This is a genomic window from Candidatus Pantoea gossypiicola, assembly GCF_008632075.1.
GTDB lineage: Bacteria > Pseudomonadota > Gammaproteobacteria > Enterobacterales > Enterobacteriaceae > Pantoea > Pantoea gossypiicola.
Map to the genome: position 1 here is coordinate 63,255 of NZ_VWVM01000008.1, position 23,368 is coordinate 86,622.

General features: G+C 56.6%; 19 protein-coding genes. 3 read left to right on the plus strand and 16 right to left on the minus strand.

Annotated features, from left to right (window positions below):
• Nucleotides 1–31: 31 nt before the first annotated feature.
• The 9 genes from deoC to F3I20_RS12200 all read right to left on the minus strand — a co-directional run bounded on the left by deoC (nucleotide 32) and on the right by F3I20_RS12200 (nucleotide 8,361).
• Complete coding sequence (gene deoC, locus F3I20_RS12160) at nucleotides 32–811, minus strand: deoxyribose-phosphate aldolase (RefSeq protein WP_150014700.1); 780 nt, start codon at nucleotides 809–811, stop codon at nucleotides 32–34.
• A gap of 234 nt (nucleotides 812–1,045) precedes the next feature.
• The gene (locus F3I20_RS12165; protein ID WP_150014702.1) at nucleotides 1,046–1,843 is read right to left on the minus strand and encodes a TatD family hydrolase; all 798 of its coding nucleotides are present in this window, start codon (nucleotides 1,841–1,843) and stop codon (nucleotides 1,046–1,048) included.
• The gene (locus F3I20_RS12170) at nucleotides 1,840–2,892 is read right to left on the minus strand and encodes a patatin-like phospholipase family protein (RefSeq protein WP_150014704.1); all 1,053 of its coding nucleotides are present in this window, start codon (nucleotides 2,890–2,892) and stop codon (nucleotides 1,840–1,842) included. The genes F3I20_RS12165 and F3I20_RS12170 overlap by 4 nt, the downstream gene beginning before the upstream one ends.
• Before the next feature lie 221 nt (nucleotides 2,893–3,113).
• Entirely contained in the window at nucleotides 3,114–3,275 is a 162-nt protein-coding gene (locus F3I20_RS12175; protein WP_003848537.1) for a DUF1328 domain-containing protein, read from the minus strand.
• A gap of 96 nt (nucleotides 3,276–3,371) precedes the next feature.
• Nucleotides 3,372–3,986, minus strand: coding sequence for a molecular chaperone OsmY (gene osmY, locus F3I20_RS12180; protein WP_150014706.1), 615 nt, complete (start codon nucleotides 3,984–3,986; stop codon nucleotides 3,372–3,374).
• 257 nt (nucleotides 3,987–4,243) lie between these two features.
• On the minus strand, nucleotides 4,244–5,830 hold the full coding sequence (prfC, locus tag F3I20_RS12185) for a peptide chain release factor 3 (protein ID WP_150014708.1): 1,587 nt from the start codon (nucleotides 5,828–5,830) through the stop codon (nucleotides 4,244–4,246).
• A 291-nt stretch (nucleotides 5,831–6,121) separates the two neighbouring features.
• On the minus strand, nucleotides 6,122–7,225 hold the full coding sequence (locus tag F3I20_RS12190) for a M20 peptidase aminoacylase family protein (RefSeq protein ID WP_150037711.1): 1,104 nt from the start codon (nucleotides 7,223–7,225) through the stop codon (nucleotides 6,122–6,124).
• A 4-nt stretch (nucleotides 7,226–7,229) separates the two neighbouring features.
• Nucleotides 7,230–7,703 carry a YjiG family protein gene (locus F3I20_RS12195; RefSeq protein ID WP_150014712.1) on the minus strand — a complete coding sequence of 158 codons (474 nt, stop codon included), beginning with the start codon at nucleotides 7,701–7,703 and terminating at the stop codon, nucleotides 7,230–7,232.
• Entirely contained in the window at nucleotides 7,693–8,361 is a 669-nt protein-coding gene (locus tag F3I20_RS12200; protein WP_150014714.1) for a nucleoside recognition domain-containing protein, read from the minus strand. Before F3I20_RS12200 ends, F3I20_RS12195 begins: the two co-directional genes overlap by 11 nt.
• A gap of 491 nt (nucleotides 8,362–8,852) precedes the next feature.
• On the opposite strand from F3I20_RS12200, the gene ftnA reads away from it, so the two are divergent.
• Nucleotides 8,853–9,359 (plus strand): non-heme ferritin, encoded by a 507-nt coding sequence (ftnA, locus tag F3I20_RS12205; protein WP_033733871.1) that lies wholly within the window; start codon nucleotides 8,853–8,855, stop codon nucleotides 9,357–9,359.
• A gap of 66 nt (nucleotides 9,360–9,425) precedes the next feature.
• On the opposite strand, the gene F3I20_RS23935 is transcribed toward ftnA, so the two are convergent.
• The 3 genes from F3I20_RS23935 to F3I20_RS12220 form a co-directional block, all read right to left on the minus strand.
• Nucleotides 9,426–9,887, minus strand: a complete 462-nt coding sequence (locus F3I20_RS23935; RefSeq protein WP_190286161.1) for a hypothetical protein — start codon at nucleotides 9,885–9,887, stop codon at nucleotides 9,426–9,428.
• A gap of 141 nt (nucleotides 9,888–10,028) precedes the next feature.
• On the minus strand, nucleotides 10,029–12,392 hold the full coding sequence (locus F3I20_RS12215; RefSeq protein ID WP_150037710.1) for a glycoside hydrolase family 31 protein: 2,364 nt from the start codon (nucleotides 12,390–12,392) through the stop codon (nucleotides 10,029–10,031).
• A gap of 10 nt (nucleotides 12,393–12,402) precedes the next feature.
• Nucleotides 12,403–13,713: an MFS transporter gene (locus tag F3I20_RS12220; RefSeq protein WP_150014720.1), complete on the minus strand. Its 1,311-nt coding sequence runs from the start codon at nucleotides 13,711–13,713 to the stop codon at nucleotides 12,403–12,405.
• A gap of 223 nt (nucleotides 13,714–13,936) precedes the next feature.
• Here F3I20_RS12220 and F3I20_RS12230 point away from each other — a divergent pair, with 223 nt between their 5' ends.
• The gene (locus F3I20_RS12230) at nucleotides 13,937–15,001 is read left to right on the plus strand and encodes a LacI family DNA-binding transcriptional regulator (protein WP_098052374.1); all 1,065 of its coding nucleotides are present in this window, start codon (nucleotides 13,937–13,939) and stop codon (nucleotides 14,999–15,001) included.
• Here F3I20_RS12230 and F3I20_RS12235 read toward each other — a convergent pair.
• Nucleotides 14,998–17,862 (minus strand): bifunctional diguanylate cyclase/phosphodiesterase, encoded by a 2,865-nt coding sequence (locus F3I20_RS12235; protein WP_150014722.1) that lies wholly within the window; start codon nucleotides 17,860–17,862, stop codon nucleotides 14,998–15,000. The two genes, F3I20_RS12230 and F3I20_RS12235, sit on opposite strands and share 4 nt — an antisense overlap.
• Before the next feature lie 272 nt (nucleotides 17,863–18,134).
• Entirely contained in the window at nucleotides 18,135–18,746 is a 612-nt protein-coding gene (locus tag F3I20_RS12240; RefSeq protein ID WP_150014724.1) for a cupin domain-containing protein, read from the minus strand.
• A gap of 331 nt (nucleotides 18,747–19,077) precedes the next feature.
• On the opposite strand from F3I20_RS12240, the gene F3I20_RS12245 reads away from it, so the two are divergent.
• On the plus strand, nucleotides 19,078–19,560 hold the full coding sequence (locus F3I20_RS12245; RefSeq protein WP_013359026.1) for a YlaC family protein: 483 nt from the start codon (nucleotides 19,078–19,080) through the stop codon (nucleotides 19,558–19,560).
• On the opposite strand, the gene F3I20_RS12250 is transcribed toward F3I20_RS12245, so the two are convergent.
• Both F3I20_RS12250 and F3I20_RS12255 read right to left on the minus strand, forming a co-directional pair.
• On the minus strand, nucleotides 19,557–20,960 hold the full coding sequence (locus F3I20_RS12250) for an aminotransferase-like domain-containing protein (protein WP_150014726.1): 1,404 nt from the start codon (nucleotides 20,958–20,960) through the stop codon (nucleotides 19,557–19,559). The genes F3I20_RS12245 and F3I20_RS12250 overlap by 4 nt on opposite strands.
• A 126-nt stretch (nucleotides 20,961–21,086) precedes the next feature.
• A complete protein-coding gene (locus tag F3I20_RS12255) occupies nucleotides 21,087–23,231 on the minus strand; it encodes a putative bifunctional diguanylate cyclase/phosphodiesterase (RefSeq protein WP_150014728.1) in 2,145 nt (714 codons plus the stop codon).
• Nucleotides 23,232–23,368: the final 137 nt, after the last annotated feature.

Genomic DNA, 23,368 nt, shown 5'->3' on the forward strand with positions numbered 1-23,368 from the left:
GAGAACAGGCGGTCAGCGACCGCCTGAAGGATCAGTAACCCGCTTTACTGGTGTCGCTGTCATGACCCAGGGTGTTGAGCAGGCTCGCCAGCAGGCTTGATGCACCAAAACGGAAATGGCGCGCATCGGCCCAGTCGGCACCCAGCGTCTCTTCGGCCATCTGCAGATAGATCGCAGCATCTTCAGCAGTGCGCACGCCGCCCGCCGGTTTGAAACCAACCTGCTGGCTGACGCCTTTGTCACGGATCACATTCATCATGATCTGCGCCACTTCCGGCGTGGCGTTAACCGGTACTTTACCGGTGGAGGTTTTAATGAAGTCGGCACCCGCATCAATGGCAATCTCAGAAGCCTGACGGATCAGCGCTTCTTCTTTCAGCTCACCGGTTTCGATGATGACTTTCAGCAGCACGTCCGCTTCAGCGCAGGCGGTTTTACAGGCTTTTACCAGATCGAAACCAATCTGGCTGTTACCGGCGATCAGCGCGCGGTACGGGAAGACCACATCCACTTCATCCGCACCGTAGGCGATGGCGGCGCGGGTCTCTGCCAGTGCAATATCGATGTCGTCATTACCGTGCGGGAAGTTGGTCACCGTAGCGATGCGGATCTCCGGCGTACCCTGCTCCCGCAACGTTTTACGCGCAATCGGAATAAAGCGCGGATAGATACAGATGGCGGCGGTATTGCCTGCCGGGGATTTAGCCTGATGACACAGGGCGATCACTTTTGCGTCGGTGTCGTCGTCATTCAGGGTGGTTAAATCCATCAGTTTCAGGGCGCGCAGGGCAAGAGGTTTAATATCGGTCATGAGGCTCTCCAAAGGATCGGGGTGCAACCCACCGGCTTGCCGGCGGAATGTTATAATAATAACACTCAGAAGCGGCCTGATATGTGCCAGCAGTCACATAGGGATAAGAAATTAGTGCAATCGTGCCACACTCTCTGTGACAATAATCGCAGATAACAGCGTTTAGTGGCCATTATACGCCAGCCGGCCCAATGTTACTATTGTCACATTCAAGCACAGATGAGGCAGATCCGGTCAGTTATGCAGCGCCGGGAAGGCGGGATCGAGCTGGAAGAGTTGCTGGCTGTTGTGCCACAACGCATCGGCAATCTCTTCGGGTGACTCTTCTCGCAGGCTGCAGAGCACCTCCCACACCTGACGCGCCCGTTCAGGGCGGTTTGGCTGGCCCTGAAAGCCCTGCAGCGGCATATCGGGTGCATCGGTTTCCAGTAGCAGCGACGAGAGCGGCAGCTGTGCTACGGTCTGACGGGTTTTGCTGGCGCGTTCATAGGTAATGGTCCCGCCAATGCCAATCGCATAACCCAGCTTAATAAAGGCCTGTGCCTGCTGCAGGCTGCCCGCGAAACCGTGCACCACGCCACGGCGCGGCAGATCGTGACGACGCAGAATCTGTGCCAGCTTGTCATGTGTACGGCGTGAATGCAGGATCACCGGCAACGCATAACGCTTTGCCAGCTTAAGCTGCGCCTCAAGAAAGCGTTGCTGCTTATCAAACTGCGGATTGTCGCGATAGAGATCCAGCCCGATCTCACCGATCGCCACCAGCTTACGTGGCCGCTGTTGCAGTAAGGTTTCCAGCTGCTCAAGATGCGCCTCAAGGTGATTTTCAATGACGATGGGGTGCAGGCCCAGCGCCGCGTAAAGCGGCGAATGCTCAGCAGCCAGTGCGCAGACGCGCTCAAACCGGCTGGCATCGATTGCCGGAATGATAATCTTCTCTACACCCGCTTCCGCGGCGCGCACCAGGCTGTCGGCAGCATCCCCTTCGAAAGGCGGAAAGTCGAAATGACAGTGCGTGTCGATAAACATCATGCCAGCGATCCTTTGTCATAATCTGCATCATTGTCCGCCAGCGGCGGCGTGATAATCAATCGGGTATCCGGTGCATTGGCGACCGGCGCAGGTGGCGTAACGATGCGCGTTGAGCTCATCGGTTCCGCATCGCTCAGCCACTGGCCCAGCGTGGCGAGGAAATAGCGGCCACAGCGCCGTCCCAGATGATAATCCTGATTCAGCGCGGCAACACGGCTGCCAAGGGCACTGCTGGCCAGCACATGCGGCGGGAAGATTTCGATAATGCGCAAATCGTCGGGCGGATTCTCGATAAACTGCTGAATTTCGCGATAGCTCTGCTCATGCTTATTCAGCACGTTGATCATCGGCTGTAGTGCCCCGGTGCTGAGCCAGCGCTCCATCCGCTTAAACCATTTCGGGGTATAGAACATCTGCGACGGCACGGTGCGGATCACCACAATGGTATCGGCCCCGCGACGGGCGGCTTCACGCACCGGAATGGCATCGCTGATGCCGCCATCGAGATAGCTTATCCCTTCCAGATTGACGCCCAGCCGGTAAAAACCGGGAATGGCACTGGAGGCTTTAATCAGATCCAGCCAGTTGTCGGCGGTGGGAGTAAAATAACCGGGCGTATAGTCGTCGCTACGGCAGGCGCACATATAAAACTCCCGGCCGCTGGAGAACAGCTGTTCCGCGCTGCTCATCGCCAGCGGAAATTCACTGCGGGTAATATCGATCAACCAGTCGAGATCGATCAGATTACCTCCGCGCACAAAACGCAGCGGATCAAAAAAGAGTTTACTGGTGGTATAGCGGGTAATCACGCGACGGGCGTAGCCGGGCTGACCACAGACAAAGGCAGAGAGATTTTGTGCACCGGCAGAGGTGCCGAGCATCAGTTGAAAAGGGTTGAATCGGGCACGCTGAAATTCGTCTAATACGCCTGCGGTGAAAATACCGCGCTGACCGCCGCCTTCACAGACCAGGGCTATTTTCTGAGCTTTGAAGGGTGTCAGGGCCAGAGGTTCAATGACGCCGAGTGTGACGGGAATGCGTATACCCACTGTGCGAACCTCATCAAAGGGTTCCGGGTATGCTGGAGGATGGGTCCGTTAAAAACAGCAGCATTCCGGAGAACCAGTCATCTATTCCTTTAACCGGCAGGCCAGCTAAACTGGCCTGCCATCGCAGCGATGTGAAGGTGTCCCTCTCTTCACGTCAGTCGCTGCAGATGACTGGTCTCCGCTCTATGCTTTGCGTTGCATTACACTGCAGGACTCATCGGCTAAAGCTTTTTACGGCCGGTAAACAGGCTGATGAGGAACAGGATAATACCAACGACGAAGACAACTTTAGCTGCCCATGCTGCTGTGCCCGCTAAACCGCCAAAACCTAACGCTGCAGCGATCAGTGCGATCACCAGAAAAATAATGCCCCAACGAAACATAAGCCTCTCCTTACCCTATTTAAATTCGAACTGCTTATTTCATCCCCGGATGGGTCTCTTTTATTTGTGCGGCCACAACCGTGACCGCACGCAAGCTTAAGATTTAACCGTCAGGTCATTCTTAACGCTTTTTACCCCTTCAATGGCTTTAGCGATGCTTTCTGCACGATCTGACTGTGCCTGAGTAGCAACATGCCCTGAAAGCTGAACAACACCGTCGGTAGTCTCAACTTTTACGTTGCGCGACGGAACAATGTCATCTGCTAATAGCTTAGCTTTAATTTCGCTGGTTGTAGCAGCATCGCCGGCATAACCTTTCACTGAAGAGGTTTTGCTGTCTCTGACGTGTAGTTTGTCGCTGACGGATTTAACACCTTCGATTTTCTGCACCACAGCCACAGCCTTTTCAGCCTGATCCTGTGAGGTGACGAAACCACTTAAGGTCACGACGCCGCTATGCGTTTTTACCGAGATATCCGTACTTTTAATTGCGTCGTCATCCACCAATGCCGCTTTGGCTTTAGCGGTGATGCCGCTGTCATCCATATAACCATCGACTTTTTTCATAGAACTATCGATTTTCGAACCCGCGCTGTCGGCTGTCTGTGACGCTTTCTGAGAAAGCGATTCGTCGGCCAGTGCGCTACCGCTGATCAGTGCTGAACCAATCATGGCGGCCATCAGGGTTTTAGCAATCTTAGTCTTGTTCATCGATATCTTCCTTCTATCAGTTAACTCACCCAAAACTGTGGGCGAAACAGAGGCACAGGTGCCGCTGCGTTACAGGACGTAAGGACAAGAGAAGTCTCTTCCGCCGTCCGATAAAATAATCATAGACGGCATTTTGCGATTTGCCTGGCTAACTGGTTGATCACACGTCAAAACAGAAGAAAAACGGGGTTTTTAGGAGGAGTCTGGAGTGGGAAAATCAGGGCCATTCCCTGCTGGAATGGCCCGGAAACAGGCGATTAGTGCTCGCGTGTTTTACGGAAACGGACGTCGGGATAACGTTCCTGCGTAATATTCAGATTCACCATGGTTGGCGCGATATAAGTCAAATTATCACCGCCATCGAGTGCCAGGTTAACTTCGTTTTTACGCTGGAAGTCCTCAAACTTTTTAGCATCGTCACATTCAACCCAGCGCGCCGTTGAGACGTTAATCGCTTCGTAGATCGCTTCGACGTTATATTCGCTTTTCAGACGTGCCACCACCACATCGAACTGCAGTACCCCGACCGCGCCCACGATCAGATCGTTATTATGCACCGGACGGAACACCTGCACTGCACCCTCTTCCGACAGCTGAACCAGCCCTTTCAGCAGCTGTTTCTGCTTCAGCGGATCGCGCAGACGAATACGGCGGAACAGCTCTGGCGCGAAGTTCGGAATACCGGTGAACTTCATATTTTCACCCTGCGTAAAGGTGTCGCCGATCTGAATGGTACCGTGGTTATGCAGGCCGATGATGTCGCCAGGATAGGCTTCTTCCACATGGGAACGGTCGCCCGCCATAAAGGTCAGCGCATCGGAGATGATCACATCTTTGCCGGTGCGCACCTGACGCAGCTTCATCCCTTTTTCATACTTACCGGAAACCACACGCATAAAGGCGACGCGGTCACGGTGTTTCGGGTCCATGTTTGCCTGGATCTTAAACACGAAGCCGGTGAACTTCTCTTCCTGCGCTTCCACGGTGCGGGTGTCGGTCTGACGTGGCATCGGACGCGGTGCCCAGGAAACCAGGCCATCCAGCATATGATCCACGCCAAAGTTACCCAGCGCGGTGCCGAAGAAGACCGGCGAGAGTTCGCCGCTCAGGAACGCTTCCTGCTCGAACTCGTGCGAGGCACCCTGCACCAGCTCCAGCTCTTCACGCAGCTGTGCCGCCAGATCGTCACCCACTGCGGCGTCGAGATCCGGGTTGTTCAGCCCCTTCACGATGCGCACTTCCTGGATGGTGTGGCCTTTACCGCTCTGGTAGAGGTAGGTCTCATCTTTGTAGAGGTGGTAAACCCCTTTGAACAGCTTGCCGCAGCCGATAGGCCAGGTGATCGGTGCGCAGGCGATTTTCAGCTCGCTCTCTACCTCATCCAGCAGCTCCATCGGATCGCGGATGTCACGGTCAAGTTTGTTCATAAAGGTCAGGATTGGCGTATCGCGCAGACGGGTCACTTCCATCAGCTTGCGGGTACGATCCTCGACGCCTTTCGCGGCATCGATCACCATCAGACAGCAGTCTACTGCGGTCAGCGTACGGTAGGTATCTTCCGAGAAATCTTCGTGACCTGGGGTATCCAGCAGGTTTACCAGGCTATCGCGGTAAGGAAACTGCATCACCGAGGTAGTGATAGAGATACCACGCTGTTTCTCCATCTCCATCCAGTCCGACTTGGCGTGCTGGTTAGAGCCACGGCCTTTTACGGTACCGGCGGTCTGGATAGCCTGTCCGAACAGCAACACTTTTTCGGTAATGGTGGTTTTACCGGCATCCGGGTGCGAAATGATCGCGAAGGTGCGGCGGCGTGCCACCTCTTCTAAAAAGGGATTAGACATGGAATTCTTCTCAATAGGCAGCGCAACGTACTGGCGCTGCTGATAAATCATGGTGGCCGGCAGAACCTTACCGGCGGGTAAACGGTGCCAAAACGACCTTTCATCGTTGGCGGGTCAGCGCGAAGTTACATTGGCGTGAAGTCCGGTTACCTGGTCAGCTTTAAGGCGGCATAGCATACAATATTTTGCGCGCGCGGCCTACAGGGAAGGGGGCGTGATTTCGCAGGCCAGGAATCGGAGAACAGCGGATGCGGCAACAGAGTCGGGCGGGTCTGCACCCGCCCCACTCTGTTATCCCAGTACCTTTCTGACACAGGCTTTGAAGATCTGCACACCAATCTCCAGCGAGCTGAGATCAAAATGCATATCGGGATGATGCAGTCCTGGCGTCAGGTTGGTGCCCAGCCCCCAGAAGCCCGCTTTCACTCCCGGACGCTTCACCGGATAGTAGAAAAAGTCCTCGCTGCCTGGCGTGGTTCGGGTCGGCAGTGCACCCTCTTCGCCCAGCACCTCAACGATGGCGGCGCGGATCACCGCCGTCGCCTCATCATCAATCTCGGCAGCCGGCATCTCTTTCAGCACGCGAACCTCGGCGCTGGCTCCCAGTGCCGCCACGCTGTGGGTAATGGCGCGCGTGACCTGCTCTTTCAGCTGCGTCATCGGCCCGTTCTCCTGCGAACGCAGATCCCACACCACGCGGGCTTCATCCGGCACCGAGTTGGTGACACCGGCATCGCACAGGAAGCGGGTCGCTTTGACGCTCCAGGTCAGGCCCGGTGACAGATGGAGGGCATTGACGGCCTGAACCGCCTGTACAGCGGCATCCAGTGCATTCACGCCAAGATGCGGACGCGCCGCATGGGCGGGCTGGCCCTTAATGGTCGCTTCCAGCGTGCTGCAGGCGGAGTAGAGCACCGCAGGCACCGCCTGGCCAACCACACACTCTTCCAGCGGACGCAGATGGAAGCCCAGAATCATCTCCACATCATCCAGTGCGCCACCTTCGATCATTGAGAGCGCACCGGCACCCAGCTCCTCGGCGGGCTGGAACAGAATCTTCAGCCGGCCACGTTTCACCGTGCCCTCCTGCAGCAGCGCCGATGCCGCTGTCAGCACCACTGAAGAGTGACCGTCGTGGCCACAGGTGTGGCGCGCACACGGCACGCCATCAATGATATGCCCCAGCGCATCCATATCCGCGCGCAGCGCCAGTACCGGCCCCGGTACCCCGCTGTCGATCTCCGCCACAATGCCGGTGGTGTTATTGATGTTGCGCGTCACCTTCAGGCCCGCTTTCTCGAGCTGATCGGCGATGTAGGCCGAGGTCTTTACCTCCTGAAAACCCAGCTCCGGAATTTCGTGCAAATAGTGATAATGCTCTAATACCTTAGTCACAGCGTTACTCCTGAATAAACAGACGCATAACAGACATTGCGATCAGCGCGTTGATGATGCTCACCAGCATCAGCAGCGGCCAGTATTTTTTGGGCACATCGGCCACGCCCAGCAGCCGTCCCATATATTGCAGCTGCGATCCCATCAGGAAAATCGCCGGCGCCAGAATGGTGATATCCGCGCCGGTCAGCAGTCCTTTGGTCAGCAGGCTTACCGCCACGCCCGTGCCCGCCGACGAGGAGAGCCAGGCGGTGAGCAATACTGTAATCGCCTCGCCCGGCAGGCCGAACAGCCCCATCACCGGCGCAAAGACATGCCCGAGAAACTGCATGATGCCGAGCAGATTCAGTACTTCTGCCAGCACATAGGCCATCACCACATTCGGCATCAGGTTGTGAATGGCAATGTGAAAGCCTTTGCGCGCGCCGGTCACAAAGACATCAAAGGGATTTGCACGGGTTGCAACTTTATTTTCCATCGACGAAATCCTTTTTATAAACACTGTTTAACACAGCGCGCGTTATCGCCGCACCGACAAATTTCAGCACGAACATTAATAGCAGCGGAATAATAATTGGCAGCGTCATGGAGGCGAACAGCGCTGAACCGATGGCGAAGTAATTATTGATTAATCCGGCACCGGAATATTGCCAGGCACTCATCACCACCAGCTCTTTTTTACCAATCTGTTTCTGGTCAGCCATCTCTTTGGTTAATGCTGCGCCCGCGTCGGTGCTTTGCAGATCAGTGATTAACGCCAGACCGCAACGACCCGGCAACCCCATCAGCGGCTTAAGCAGCGGCGTCAGCAAGCGATGTGCCGCGCGAATCGCGCCGTAATGCGTAAAGATTTCCAGCACACCCAGCGCCAGCATTACCGTGGGGGTCAGCGACAGGGCAAACAGGAAGCCCGCTTTGGCGCTGAGTCCGCCTGCACCGAGAAAGGTATTGCTGGCGGGATCTTTCATGGTGCCGAAGCTGCCGCCCAGCGTAGTGAAGTCAAACGCACCCAGCCATTTAAGGCCCTCGACGTTATAAAACAGCCCTGAAAAAAACAGAATGGCAAAAATTAATGCGATATAACTGCCTTTAGTCGCCGTCATTTTTACCGGATTAACCACACTCTCTTCTGACATTATTTTCTCCTGATAACATGGCCTGCCGCCCGTTCCCTGCCGTGACAAGTTTCAATATATGGAACTCAGTTCTAAGCAGGATTTATGCCAGAGCCGCTAAGAGAAAGGTTGTTAACGCTTTATTTCCCGACACAGCACGTTTAATCAACGCCATGACTCTTATCAGTCTCTGAAAATTATTTTTCAGACCACAACGTGATATTTCCGGGACGGCATCAGATTGGCGATATTTCGTCTGCTTCAGCAACTTGTTGCACCAGCAGAATAACCATTGTCCGCACTATCATGGTGCTGATCCCCCTGACGTTATTGCCTGATGTTGCGCGATACAGAATGAGAATTGGTCGCATTCAATTTCCGAAATAATTCTATTTAAATCAACCAGATAAATTGACTTATTTTGCGTAAAAGGCTTCACTTTACTAACATGTATGATGCATAATTCACCGCATCTACCTGTTTATTTAACATCTTCTTAAAAGGACTCGGCCATGCTGACTGCTGAAATGACTGGGCGTTTAAACGACCAGCTGAACCTGGAATTTTTCTCTGCCAATCTTTATCTGCAAATGAGTGCCTGGTGCAGCGACAAAGGCTTTGAGGGTGCCGCTTCCTTCCTGAAGATGCATTCACGCGAAGAGATGCAGCATATGCAGCGTCTGTTTGATTATCTGAGCGATACCGGCGCGATGCCGGTGCTGGGCACCATCGCTGCGCCACCGGTTTCTTTCACCTCACTGAATGAAATCCTGCAGCAAGCGCTGGAACATGAGCAGCTGATCACCAGCAAAATCAATGAGCTGGCACATGCCGCTATGACGTCACAGGATTACTCTACCTTCAACTTCCTGCAGTGGTATGTTGCCGAACAGCATGAAGAAGAGAAGCTGTTCAAAACTGTGCTGGATAAACTGGCGCTGGTCAGCAACAGCGGCAACGGTCTGTTTCTGGTTGATAAAGATCTGGGCCGTATGAGCACCGAGAACCACGCAGAATAATATCTTTCAGGTCGGTTCAGACTGCTGACAATTCCCTGGTGCGCTTTCAGGAAGCAATGATAAAGCTTAAGTAGCAGGGAATACGGTCAGAGGAGGAAAGCGTCCCGCGCCCTGGACAAAAACGCCGGGAGCGTTTTTGAACAACGCAACGCGTTGGCCCGGCCAGGGGCGCACCTCAGGAATGAGGTGCGTACTAAAAACGCCGGGAGCGTTTTTGAACAGCGCAAAGCGTTGGCCCGGCAACGGGCGCACCTCAGGGATGAGGTGCGTACTAAAAACGCCGGGAGCGTTTTTGAACAGCGCAAAGCGTTGGCCCGGCAACGGGCGCACCTCAGGGATGAGGTGCGTACTAAAAACGCCGGGAGTGTTTTTGAACAGCGCAAAGCGTTGGCCCGGCAACGGGCGCACCTCAGGGATGAGGTGCGTACTAAAAACGCCGGGAGCGTTTTTGAACAGCGCAAAGCGTTGGCCCGGCAACGGGCGCACCTCAGGGATGAGGTGCGTAATCGCGCGGGTCGAGCATGTCACGAACTGGCCTTAGCGTCTTTCCGAACTGACCGTATTTCCTGCTCAAGCACGATCTCACAGCGAAGCAGGTCCGGTTTTGCTGTTGCCCTTAACGGCCCCCGCTTCGGGGCCGGACTTTTCTTCACTGCCTCCTCAACACAGCTATCCCAGCCGGTAACTCGCCGCTTTCTCGCCATTCACCCACAGCTCACGACGTTCCCCCGGAGGCAGTAACAGCGCGATCTCCCGCCAGGCGGGCTGATAGTCGCCGCGTTTTTCCACCGTCAGATCGATACGGCTGGCGCTGCTGCACAATGTCCAGCTCAGCCACAGCGCATTGCCCTGCTGCCAGCCATGGCTCTCACCGTCGTCGTCAAAAATTTCGCCCTGAGTGGTTACGCCTTCCGGTGCCGGCCACAGCTGCCACTGCCGCACGGTATCGCGCCGCGCATCGGTCGTGGTTTCACACTCGCCCAGCGGGATTACTGCACCCGCCCGCACCAGCAGCGGCAGACGATCCAGCGGCGCATCCAGCGTGATGGTTTCGCCGCCCGCAAACGCCCTGCCGCTGTGCCAGTCATACCAGCCGCCCTGGTTGCGTGGCAGATAGACTTCCCGGCTGCGCGCGCCCTGCTCCACGACGCTGGCGACCAGCAGATCGCGCCCCAGCATAAAATCATCACACTCCTCATAGGTTTGCGGGTCCTGCTCGTGGTCGAGGAAGGTCGGACGCAGCATCGGCTCATCTTCCGCGCTGGCCTGCCACGCGAGGTTATAGAGGTAAGGCATCAGACGATAGCGCAGCCGGATCGCCTCGCGGATCATCGGTGTGACATCCGGGTACATCCATGGCTCGTTCACGGTGTGATCGTCATTCCACGAATGGATGGTAAAGCGCGGATGCATTACGCCATTCTGAACCCAGCGCACAAACAGCTCGGCATCCGGCTTGTCGCCCGAGAAGCCGCCGACATCGTGTCCGACGTTAAACAGCCCGGACAGGCTCATTCCCAGTCCCATGCGGATGTTGTAGCGCAGGGTCTGCCAGCTGGTACGGTTATCACCGCTCCAGGTCTGTACATAGCGCTGCATCCCGGCACAGCCGGACCGTGAGATCAGATAGGGTCGTTTGTCTGGTGCAAACTGCTGCTGGGCTTCCATCGAGGCGCGCATCATCAGCAACGGCATCACCGGGCGGATATGCTTGATCGCGATCGGCTGACCAAACCCGTGACAGCGCGCTTCGCCATCCCATACTTCATATTCGTTGTTGTCATTCCAGGTGGAATCGATGCCCTTTTCCAGCAGCTGTTGCGTCACATTCTCCTGCCACCAGCGCACCGCCTGCGGATGGGTGAAATCGAGGTGCGATCCCTCATCATCCCAGAACACCGAACGCTCAGGGCGATCCTGTTCCGAGTCACGAATAAATAGCCCCTGCGCCGCCACTTCCTGGTAGCGCGGATGATCCTGCAGCAGACAGGGCTTAATGTTGGCCGCCAGCTTCATTCCGGCACGATGAAACGCATCACTCAGCGCGTTGGGATTCGGGACTTTGTCGTAGTTCCAGTTGAAGACATAGCGTTTGTTATTGATCGAGGTGTAACCGGAAGAGAGCTGGAACGAGTCGCAGGGAATTTCATGTTCGCGACACAGGCGGATAAAGGATTGCAGCTGCTGCTGCGCGTCCGGCGCATCGGTGTAGTGCATGGTCGAACCGCTGTAGCCCAGGCTCCACTTCGGCTGAAACAGCGTGCGCCCGGTCAGGCGCACAAAGGCTTTGGTGACATCGAGCAACGTCGGACCGAGCATCATGTAGTAATCGAGATCGCCCGCCTCGGCGCGGTAACGGCGATAAGGCAGATGGTAGTTATCCAGCTCATTCCCCAGATCGAGCCAGCTGCTGCTGAGGTTGTCATAAAACAGGCCAAAGCTGACGCCATCACGCTGCGTCAGGGTAAACGGAATATGTTTATAGAGCGGATCGGTGCTGGCGGCGTTATAGCCCATCGCGTCGAGATTACGCATCTCAAAACGCCGGTTAACGCGGTTCAGGTCGCCGGTCTTCTCGCCCAGGCCATACACCCGATCCTGCGGCTGACGACGCTGATAGTGCTCCACTCCGTCGCCGTGAGCATTGAGCAGATAGGCACCGGTGTGACGATCGGCGGTCAGCGGTTGCCAGCTGGCACCCTCAAACTGCTCCCAGCTCAGGCAGAGCGGCTGATGCACCGTCACCCGCAGCTGTGATGTGCTGATGCGCAACTGCTGCGCATCGTGCTCCACCTGAAATGCGGGCAGCGTAAAGCCATCCAGCGCCTCGCGATCGCGTCCCTGCCAGGGCACATCATGCTCAGGCGCAATGCTCCAGGTGCGGTTCAGCGCCAGCTCACCGTCGCGCTTCAGCAGCACGCGCATCAGTTTCTCTTCCAGAACGTAAAGCCTCAGGAAATGTCGATCGTCGACCTTGAGTTCAACAAAATGATCGGCCTGCTGATGCAGCGTCCAGTTCTTCAGGGTTTTCATCGCGATATCCTTATGGGTTAGCAGGGCGCTGGCGGCGTTCGGCGATCAGCATCACCAGGAAAACGGCACCAATCAGGTCAAAGAAGCCCATCGCTACAAACAGCGGATTAAAGCCGATGGTATCGGCGGTAACACCGATAATCAGCGAGAAGATAAAGCTGGCGATCCAGGCGCAGGAGCCACGCATACCGTTAACGGTGGCCATCTGGCGGCGATCAAAGCGTTCCACCACCAGCGCACTCAGCATGCAGGAGATCACCTGGTGACCGAAGCCGCCGACGGAGATCAGGGCAATAGCCAGCCAGGGATCTTTCACCAGCGTCATCAGCGCCAGCGAGACCATCAGCAGCGCGCCGGTGACTGAACTGGCAACAATGGAATTCACGCGGGTCATACCAAACCAGCGCACATAGATTCTGGTGAGATAGCCACTGGCGACGCTGCCGAGGTCGGCGGCCAGGAATGGCAGCCAGGCGAACATCACGATCTGCTTAAGATCCATGCCGCGCTCATTGGCAAGATAGAGCGGCACCCAGAAGCTCAGCACCGCCCAGGCGGGTTCAGCCAGAAAAGCCGGAATGGCGATGCCGTAGAATTTTTTCTCTTTACCAATCACTTTCAGCGCGGTGAAGAACGGCAGCTTTTCACCGATCGCCTCGTTGTCCTGATTAATAAAGGCGCGTTCATCATCAGACAGGCGAGGATGGCTTTCCGGCGAGTGATAGCCCCACCACCAGAGTCCCACCCACAGCAGACCCAGACCGCCGGTCAGCAGAAATGCACCCTGCCAGCCAAAAGTAACGTGGGCAACGTAGATAATCGGTGGTGCCAGCATCGCACCAATCGAAAAGCCGACGCCCGCCCAGCCCGCCGCGACCGGACGCTCCTTTTTCGGAAACCAGTCACCGATCGCTTTGGCATTAGCGGGCGTGGCCGCCGCTTCGGAAGCACCCATCACAAAACGCAGCAGCGCCAGATGCAGCCAGCTTCCCGCACCGGCGTGCAGCAGACAGGTGACCGACCAGATCAGCGCGCAGATCAGGAAGCCCATCTTCAGTCCGATCACATCGATCAGCCAGCCGCAAATCGGCTGGAACAGGGTATAGGCGAGCTGAAATGCTGCTACAACCCACGAATACTGTTCGGTGGTCATGTTCAGACTGGTTTTCAGTTCCGGTGCCAGAATGCCGAGGGAGTTACGGGTGATGTAGTTGACGGTTACACCCAGCAAAAACATTCCCAGCATCCACCAGCGTAAATTTTTAATCACGCGCACCGTGCGTGACGCACTGATGGGTTTGGTTGTTGATTCGAGGCTCATTGTGCCACTCCTGATTGCGATTGATGACGCACACCGCCTGCTGGCGTACCGCGTGTCCTTTTATCGAACTTAGAAAAGTGGGAAACGTGGGTACAGCCACTTTTTTGCAACGCTTTTCATGGCAGGCTGAATCGCGATAAAAAATGGCACTGAAACGCTTATCTGACGCGATTCAGCAGACTATGAAAAATTTTTCACTGGCAGATTTGAAGGCGATCACAGAATGAAACAAAGGCTGAAAATCAGTGAGATTGCGGCGCTGAGCGGAGTCTCGATCAGTACGGTATCGCGGGTACTGGCCGGAAAAGCGAATACCCGTCCCGCGACGCGGGACAAAGTGCTGGCCGTGGCGCAGCAGCAGGGCGTGCTGGATAATCTGCACAGCGGTCGCCTGCTGCTGAATAACCTGATGGTCTTTGCTCCACCGCGCGCCTTTGACGTACGCAGCGACATTTTCTACTACAAGGTGATTCAGGGAATCAGCCAGGCGGTAGAGCCACATGAGGTGCGGCTGCGCTACTGCCCGCTGGAAGAGGTGGAGAGTAATGCCGCGCTGTTTATCGATAAGATGCAGCAGACCGAAGCCGCCCTGCTGATCGGCATTGATGATGAGCATATTCATCAGCTGGCGGCGGAGATGAACAAGCCCTGCGTGCTGATCAACGCCCGCGATCGCCGTATGCGGCTGCCGTCAGTCTCGCCGCATCATCAGCTGATTGGTGAATTCTCCGCGCGCTACCTGTTTGAGCAGGGACATCGGCAGATCCTGTCCCTGCACTGCCTGCGCCGCTATACCATGGAGCAACGCTTACAGGGGGTGCGCGACGCCTGGCACGCCATGAATCTGCGCTTTGACAGTCGCCAGCATCTGCTAACCCTGAACAGCTTCAGCAGCAATGAGGCGGCGGAACGGCTGGGTGAATATCTGCGCCACTGCCCTGACGCGCTGCGTCCGACGGCGATTCTCGCCAGCGGGGATTACATAGCCGCAGGTGCCGTCACGGCGCTGGAGCAGGCCGGCCTGCGGGTGCCGCAGGATATCTCGGTAATGAGCATGGATGGGTTTAACCTGGCCGCTATCCACGATATTCCGCTGACCTCGGTGCAGGTGCCACGTGATGAGCTGGGCGCAGCGGCAGTCAGAATGCTGCAGGAGATGCGGCTGAACCCTGGCACACCCACCGGCAGCCTGTTGCTGAATGGCAGGCTGGTGGTGCGCGAGTCGGTGCGCCGCATCCGCGATAATCTCAGCCATGCGCCGGTTCAGCAGCATGGCCTTTATGATTAACCCGGCGCGGATTCACCCAGCGTTTTCAGCCGCAGCTCTGACGGCTGAGGCCGTCCGAACAGGAAGCCCTGGAACAACGTACAGCCCTCATCCCGCAGCTTCGCGAACTGCTCATCGCTCTCCACGCCTTCAGCGGTAATCTGGATATCCAGACTGCGGCTCATGCCGGTAATCGCGCGGATTATCGCCAGCGCCTCGCGGCTGTCGCCCATATCGTTGATAAACGACTTGTCGATTTTGATTTTGTCGAACGGGAAGGATCGCAGATAGCTCAGCGACGAATAGCCGGTGCCGAAATCATCCAGCGCAATCTGCACGCCCAGCGCCTTGAGATTCTGCAGGGTACGGATATTCCCCAGCGAGTCATCCAGCAGCACCGATTCGGTGATCTCGACTTCCAGTCGCGCCGGATCGAGACCTGACTCCTTCAGCGCACCTTCAACCACCGGCACCAGCGAGCTGTTTTTAAACTGCAGCGGTGAGAGGTTGACTGAGACCGACTGCTCCCCTTCCCAGCTCGCCGCTTCACGACAGGCTTCATAAAGGGCAAAGGCTCCCAGCATATGAATCAGGCCGGTCTCTTCCGCAATCGGGATGAAGTCGTTGGGCATAATCAGCCCGCGGATCGGATGATGCCAGCGCATCAGCGCTTCATAGCCAATAATTGTGCGGTGATCGCCATTGGTAATAGGCTGATAGTAGAGCCGTAAATGCCCGCCGCTGATCGCATCGCGCAGATCGTTTTCAATCAGGCGTCGGCTGCGTGCCACATCATCCATCTCCAGCGTAAAGTGCTCATAGCGGTTGCGGCCATTACGTTTGGCTTCATACAGCGCCATATCCGCACAGCGCAGCAACTGCTCCGGCGTATTGGTGATGGTGGTGCTGAGTGCAATACCCACGCTCAGCCCGACCGCCAGATTATGACCTTCAACGTTGACCGGCGGACGAATCGCCTCGATCAGACGCTGAGCCACAATGCTCGCCTCCTCACTGTTTGCTACCGAGGGCAGCACGATAGCGAACTCATCGCCACCAATGCGCGCCAGCGTATCCTGATCACGCAGCGTGTTTCGCAGACGTTTAGCCACGCTGCGCAGCAGCTCATCGCCAATCTGATGGCCCAGCGCATCGTTCACATTTTTGAAATTATCAAGATCAAGGCATAGCGCGGCGGTCTGGCGCTGCGTCTGGCTCGCGGTGCGCAACGCCTCACTCAGACGCTGGCGGAACAGCATGCGATTCGGCAGGCTGGTCAGGTTGTCGTGGTGCGCCATATGGTGAATACGGGCATCGGCGGCGCGCTGGTCGGTAACATCTTCCACCAGCAGCATCAGGTAGTTGCGGCGCGCATCCTGGCCATTAATTGCGGTAGCGCGGGTATGCAGAATGCGTTCGCCGCTGGCAGTCATCAGCAACTGCTCACGCTCATGTATGCCCTCACTGCGCAGTGCAACGTCCGCCAGATTGTTAAAATAGTCACTAAGCTCAGGCGACATACATTCGTGCGGCCGCTTGTTAACGATCAGCGATTTCGCCAGGCCAAACAGCTGCTGGGTGCGGTCATTCACCAGCAGGATCTCGCGGGTGATCGCATCTTCAACAATCACGCAGGAGGGAATGTTGGCAATGATGTTGTCCAGGAATTTAGACAAGGCGGTTTTCTGCGTGCTCTGGGCTTCGGCCAGATCCCGGGCGCGCAGGATCTGCTGCTCCTGCTCACGGCCTTCCGTGCGATCGCGGGTGATCTTGGCGAAACCGATCAGCTTACCGTCATCATCATGGATCGCGTCGATAACCACATGCGCCCAGAACGCGCTGCCATCTTTACGGTAGCGCCAGCCCTCATCTTCAAAACGACCGGTTTTCAGCGCAATACCGAGATTCGCTTCCGGTATCCTGTTCAGCCGCTCCTGAGCGCTGTAAAACAGCGAGAAGTGCTGACCCACTACTTCATCCGCTTTATAGCCTTTGGCGCGCTGTGCGCCAGCATTCCAGTTCACCACCACGCCGTCGGTATCAAGCATATAGATGGCGTAATCCGTGACGCCCTCTACCAGCAGGCGAAAACGCTGCTCCTGCTCGCGCTGCTCGCTGCGGACGCGCTGCTGTTCGGTGCAGTCACGGGTGATTTTGGCATAGCCCAGCAGTTTGCCCTGATCGTCGCGGATCGTGTCGATCACCACATGTGCCCAGAACGCACTGCCATCTTTGCGGTAGCGCCAGCCCTCATCTTCAAAACGGCCGGTGCGATAAGCCGTTTGCAGGTTCTGGCTGGGGATATGATTGAGTCGATCCTGCGCGCTGTAGAACCGGGAAAAATGCTGGCCGACAATCTCTTCCGCCACATAGCCTTTGGCGCGCTGTGCGCCGGCGTTCCAGTTCACTACGTTTCCATCCTGATCGAGCATATAGATGGCGTAATCGGTGACGCCCTCAACCAGCAGGCGGAAGCGCATCTCCTGCTCCCGCTCTTTGCGTTGCTGCTCCTGCAGCCGGGTGCAGTCGCGGCAGACCGCAGCAAACCCAATCAGCTGAGCGGTCTCGTCGCGGATCGGATAGATGACCACGTGTGCCCAGAAGCTGCTGCCATCTTTACGGCAGCGCCAGCCTTCGTTTTCGTAACGTCCGGTGGTGGTGGCGATATCAAGTTCGCGCTGCGGCTGACCGCGTCGGCGATCCTCTTCGTTGTAAAACAGGGCGGCGTGCTGTCCAATAATTTCGTCTGGCCTGTAACCAAGGACGTGCAGACCCCCGTCATTCCAGCTGGCGACAGTTCCGTCCGGTTTAAGCATGGTGATCGCGTAGTCGATCACGACTTGTACCAGCATGCGATACATGACATCAGAGTTATTATCCATTGTTATTTGCCTGCTGCTCGGTAGCCCGGTAAAGGCTTAGGAATGTTCTTAAACGCGAGCCGAGACTAAAGCGGAAAAGGTCTGCGAAGACAAGCGTATTAAGAAGAATAACTAATCTTAACAGGGGAGTTATCGGCAGCGGCGAGCAAATGTTCAATGGCGTAATGATCGGGATAAGCGCCTGAGGTCAGGCGTTAAGGCAGGTTTTACAGCCAGCATGGTCAGAGCGCGAGGCTGGCTCGCGCTTAATCATTTCGCGACAGAAACGGCGTTTACAGGTCCATCTGTTGCTGTAAATGCATCGCGGCAATCGGCTGCCAGATTTCGGTTAACGCGCCCTCTTTGCCGGTAAACGGGTCCTGGGTCGGCAACGGCACTTTTTTCACCTGCTGCTGCGCCATTTTCAGCTTCGCGGGTTCGTCGCGCAGCGTCTCAGGCGACATGCCGCGCGGATAGGCACCGATCACCATAAAATCTTCGCTGGCGCTGACCTGGCGATGACCGACACCCGCCGGGATCAGCACCGCATCGCCTGCGCGCAGGGTGACCATCCGGCCACTGTCGCCGCCAAACAGCACTTCTGCCCAGCCTTCCGCAACGCCAAGCAGCTCATGGGTGTTGGGATGATAGTGGGTATAGGGGAAAATCGGATAGCGCCAGGCGGGTGGCCAGCCGTTTTCGTCGAAAGTTTTCTCAAACCACGCTGCGATCTCTTCCTCTTCCGGCACTACGCGCGGCCAGATAATCAGAGGTAACGGGTTATTAGGTACGCCGCCCGACGGAATGGCGAGCATCAGATGCTGAGGATTATCAGAAGCCCCGGCCGCGAAGGTGCCTGCGGCAAAGGACATCATTAACATCAGACTGGAGGATGAGGCACGCATACAGGTTCTCCGGTTTTTTTCTAAGTGTGGCAAACCCGCGGCACAATGCAATGTGCGCCGGACGACACAATTGAGATAATTGACTGATATTGCTGACTAAAGCCAAATGTGTCGTTAACAATAGGGCGAGACCGCCCCCGTACGGCGGCGGATAGCGGTTCTTACTGCGGCAAAGTGTTGCAAAATGTCAGGCGAGCCGGCACGCAGGTACGGCAGCCCGATGCCAGGGCACTCTTTTGATAAACTGTTATACAAAAATCGCACAGATCTGTTTCTGATATGCTTGACTGTTATCTGTTGTAATAGCTAACAGATGACAGTGAGGTAACCAATGGACGCTATTAAACAAATCCTGATTGACGAGATCGCCACGCTTAACCGCGAAGAACGTCGCGACAACTTGCCGCGCTTTAGCCTCTCGTTTCTGAAGAACCATCCCGGTCTGTGGGCTGTGATGTATCTCTGCTACGGCCTGTGCGTGGCGCTGATATTTACCACCGAGATGCTCGGCTGGCCCGCCTTCTGGTTTGCCACCGCATTTGTGCTGGTAATGAGCGTGCTGATGCTGCTTGATATCAACCCGAAATATCGCTTTGAAGATATCGATGCGCTCGATCTGCGTGTCTGCTACAACGGTGAGTGGTATTACGTTCAGCCGGTGCGCGAACAGGCTATCTCACGCATTCTGTCACTGCCTGAAACACCGGAACGGGTTAAAAGCGGTATCCAGCGTCTGCTGACGCAAAAAGGGGAAGTGGACTTTTATGATGTCTACTACCTGACCTGGGGCCACCAGGAAGCAGCGCGCGTCTAATCCGCCTGCGGTTCCGCCATTAACTGACCCAGCGTCGCTATTGCCGCCTCGGCCCGGCTATCCCACGGCCAGGCGGTATTCAGTCTGAAACAGTGACTGAACTGCTCTCCTGCCGAAAATAACTGTCCCGGTGCAATACTGATCCCCTGAGCCAGCGCCTGCTGGTAGAGCCGGGTAGTGTTGATGCTCTCCGGCAACGTCACCCAGAGAAAATAGCCGCCGCGCGCTTCGCTGAGCGTAGCCTGCGGCGGCAGCACCTTGAGCAACGCCTGACGCACCATCTGCTGTCGCTTCGCCAGTATCTGTCGCAACCGCTTCAGATGGGTGTCGTAACGCCGCGTGGCAAGAAAATCGGCCAGCGCCAGCTGCATCGGTGCGCTGGTCGAGAGCGTGCTCATCAGCTGCAGGCGCTGAATGCGCTGCGCATGCTGTCCCGCCGCCACCCAGCCGACGCGAAAACCGGCCACCAGCGACTTGGAAAACGAGCCACAGTGCAGCACGTTTCCCTGCCGATCCCAGGCCTTCGCGGGCAGCGGCGCAGCCTCACCCGTCCAGAGTTCGGCATAGACATCATCTTCAATTATCGGCACCTGATAACGTGCCAGCAGCGCCACCAGTTGCTGTTTGCGCTCCGGCGTTAATGTCACGCTCAGCGGATTCTGCAATGTCGTCATCAGCCAGCAGGCTTTTACCGGCCAGCGTTGCAGCGCCTCTTCCAGCTGAACGAGATCGATGCCCTGATTTGCATCCACCGGAATCGCCAGCGCCTTGAGTTTAAGCCGCTCAATCGCCTGCAGCGCGCCATAAAAACTCGGTTGCTCAATCACCACATAGTCGCCCGGCTCGGTCAGGGATTGCAGGCTGAGGTTCAGCGCCTCCAGCGCCCCGCTGGTGATGACAATTTCATCCGGCGACAGGGTGATGCCCTGACGCGCATAGCGCTGCGCCAGCAGCTGTCGCAGCGTGGCGTTGCCGGGCGGCAGATTATGCAGCGCATCGGTTGGCGTCAGATGATGAGAGACGTTCGCCAGCGAGCGCATCAGCTGACGCTGCGGAAAGAGTGCCGGATCGGGGAACGCAGAGCCAAACGGCACGATGGCGGGATCGCGCGTGGCCTGCAGTACATCAAACACAAAGTCGTTGATATCGACCTGCTCGCTGATCGCCACACTCAGCGGTGCGGGCGCTAAGGCACGCGGTGCCACGTAGTAACCTGACTGTGGACGCGAGACGATCCAGCCCTGACTCTCCAGCAGCTCATAGGCATGTAGCACCGTCATCAGGCTGACACCCTGCTGCGCGACCTGCTGACGCAGCGACGGTAAACGGGTGCCGGGCAGCCAGATGCCGGCCTCGATCTGCTGCTGAATCTCATCCATCAAGCGCTGGTATTTCGCCACGGGTCGCCTCTCCTTGTTTACCGCGAGTAGTCTGACCGCGAGACTTTACCACGGCAGGCGACCAATGACAGGCGGTGCGAATCGCTTATCGTACTGATTACGCTGATTCAGCTCTGATCAGGTGCGTCAGATCACCGCTACCTGGGGCGTCAGTGGCTGATCGGCTTCAACAATCGGACTCACGTTTGCCATCACCTCTTCCGTTTCCCCCACCACAAAGTTAGCCAGATCCGGTACCCGCTCAGGGGGAACCGGCTTGCCCAGCAGATAGCCCTGCAGCGTATTGCAACCCAGGCTGGTCAGAAAGGCTTGCTGCTCAGCGGTTTCAACGCCTTCAGCCACCACTTTCAGCTGCAGCGACTGTGCCAGCGCCACAATCGCCGATACGATGGTGGCATCTTCTTTCTGATCCTGCAGCTCATTAACAAAGGCCCGATCGATCTTAAGCTCACTGGCCGGCAGACGTTTCAGATAGAGCAGGCTGGAGTAACCGGTGCCAAAGTCATCAATTGAAGCTTTGACGCCGAGCTGAGTCAGCTCGGTGAGAATACGCACGCTCTCATCGGGATCGCGCATCGCAGTGGTCTCGGTCACTTCCAGCGTCAGCTGTTCGGCCGGAATCTGATGTTTTGTCAGCGCATCCACTACCGTCTCCACCAGATTCGATTGCTCAAACTGCAACGCCGACAGGTTCACCGCCACCGACCAGTCCGGGTGGCCCTGCAGATGCCACTGGCGCAGCTGACCACAGGCTTCATGGATTACCCAGTTGCCAATGTTGACAATCATGCCGGTCTTCTCCGCCATCGGCAGGAATTTATCAGGCGACAGCAGGCCACGCTTCGGGTGCTGCCAGCGCAGTAACGCCTCAAAGCCGAGGATCGGGCCGCCCGGCGCACAATATTTTGGCTGATAGAACAGGCGCAGTTCATCGTTATCCAGTGCCTGCCAGAGATCGTTATTCAGCTGAAGCTGACTCTGCGCCTGAAGGTTCATTGAGGGCTGGAAGAAGGTATAGCCGTTACGGCCATTATTTTTGGTGTGATACATCGCCGCATCGGCGTTGAACATCAGTTCGCGCTCATCCACGCCATCGCCGGGATACACCGCGATACCAATACTCAGCGAGACCATCAGCTCATAGCGTGAGATATCAAATGGACGATCCACCGCTTTAACCAGCTTATCGGCGATGGCTGCGGCATCATTTGGATCGTCGATCTCAACCAGCAGCACAAACTCATCCCCACCCAGCCGCGCCAGCGTGTAGTAGCCGGTCATCTGCTGACTCATCCGCTCGGTCACACCGACCAGCAGACTGTCGCCAATGTGATGTCCAAAGGCGTCGTTAACCGCCTTAAACCCATCGAGATCCATAAACAACAGGGCAAACTGCGTCTGCTCACGGTTCGCTTTGTTGATCGCCTGCTCCAGTCGATCCTCCAGCAGGATACGGTTCGGCAGCCGGGTCAGGTTATCGTGCAGCGCCAGCTGAGCCAGCTCGCGATTCGCTTCAGCGAGCGAACTGGCGAGAATCGAGGTTCGCGCCTGCATCCGTGCATCCAGCATCGAGACCAGCAGGGTTATGCCCAGAATTGAGAGGGTGACCACGGTGACCAGAATCGCCAGCCAGTTGCTGTTAACGCCCTGCCCGACCGGATGGCTGTGGACGGGAAACTCTGCCGCCATCATGCCGGTATAGTGCATACCTGCAATCGCACAGCCCATGACCACCGAGGCACCAATACGCAGCAGCGTGACCCGGCCGGTCTGACCCTCACGCAGGTTAAACGCCAGCCACAGCGCCGCGCCAGACGCGGCCAGAGCAATCGCCACCGACAGCGCCACCCAACCCCATTGCCAGACGATACCGGGCGAAAACATCAGCGCCGCCATGCCGGTGTAGTGCATCGCTGCGACACCACTGCCGAGGATCAGCGCGCCGCCCGCCAGACGCGGCAAAGGCAGATCGCCACTGCAGACCAGCCACAGTGCAAATATCGACGCGCAGACGGCGATGGCGGCGGAGAATGCGGTGAGTCCGGCGTTGTAGCTCATGACCATCTCCATGCTCATCGACAGCATGCCGATAAAGTGCATCGCCCAGATGCCAATACCCATGGAGAAACCGCCGCCGAACAGCCAGACCAGCGCCACTTTGCCGGTAGAATGTACCACCCGTCCCGCCATATCTAAGGCGGTAAACGAGGCCAGCATCGCGACAAGAACTGAGACGATGACGATAAAAGTGTCGTATGAGGTCGCTAACATAGTGCATTCCCGCGAAAGCCGTGCCGGTGTTGGGCAGAGGTTGTTAAAATTTGTATTAGTTATCGGCATAGACCGCGGGTTACTGAGCCGCGCACCCTGCATCCTTTCCACTCATTCTGAGTGATGAAATCTATCGT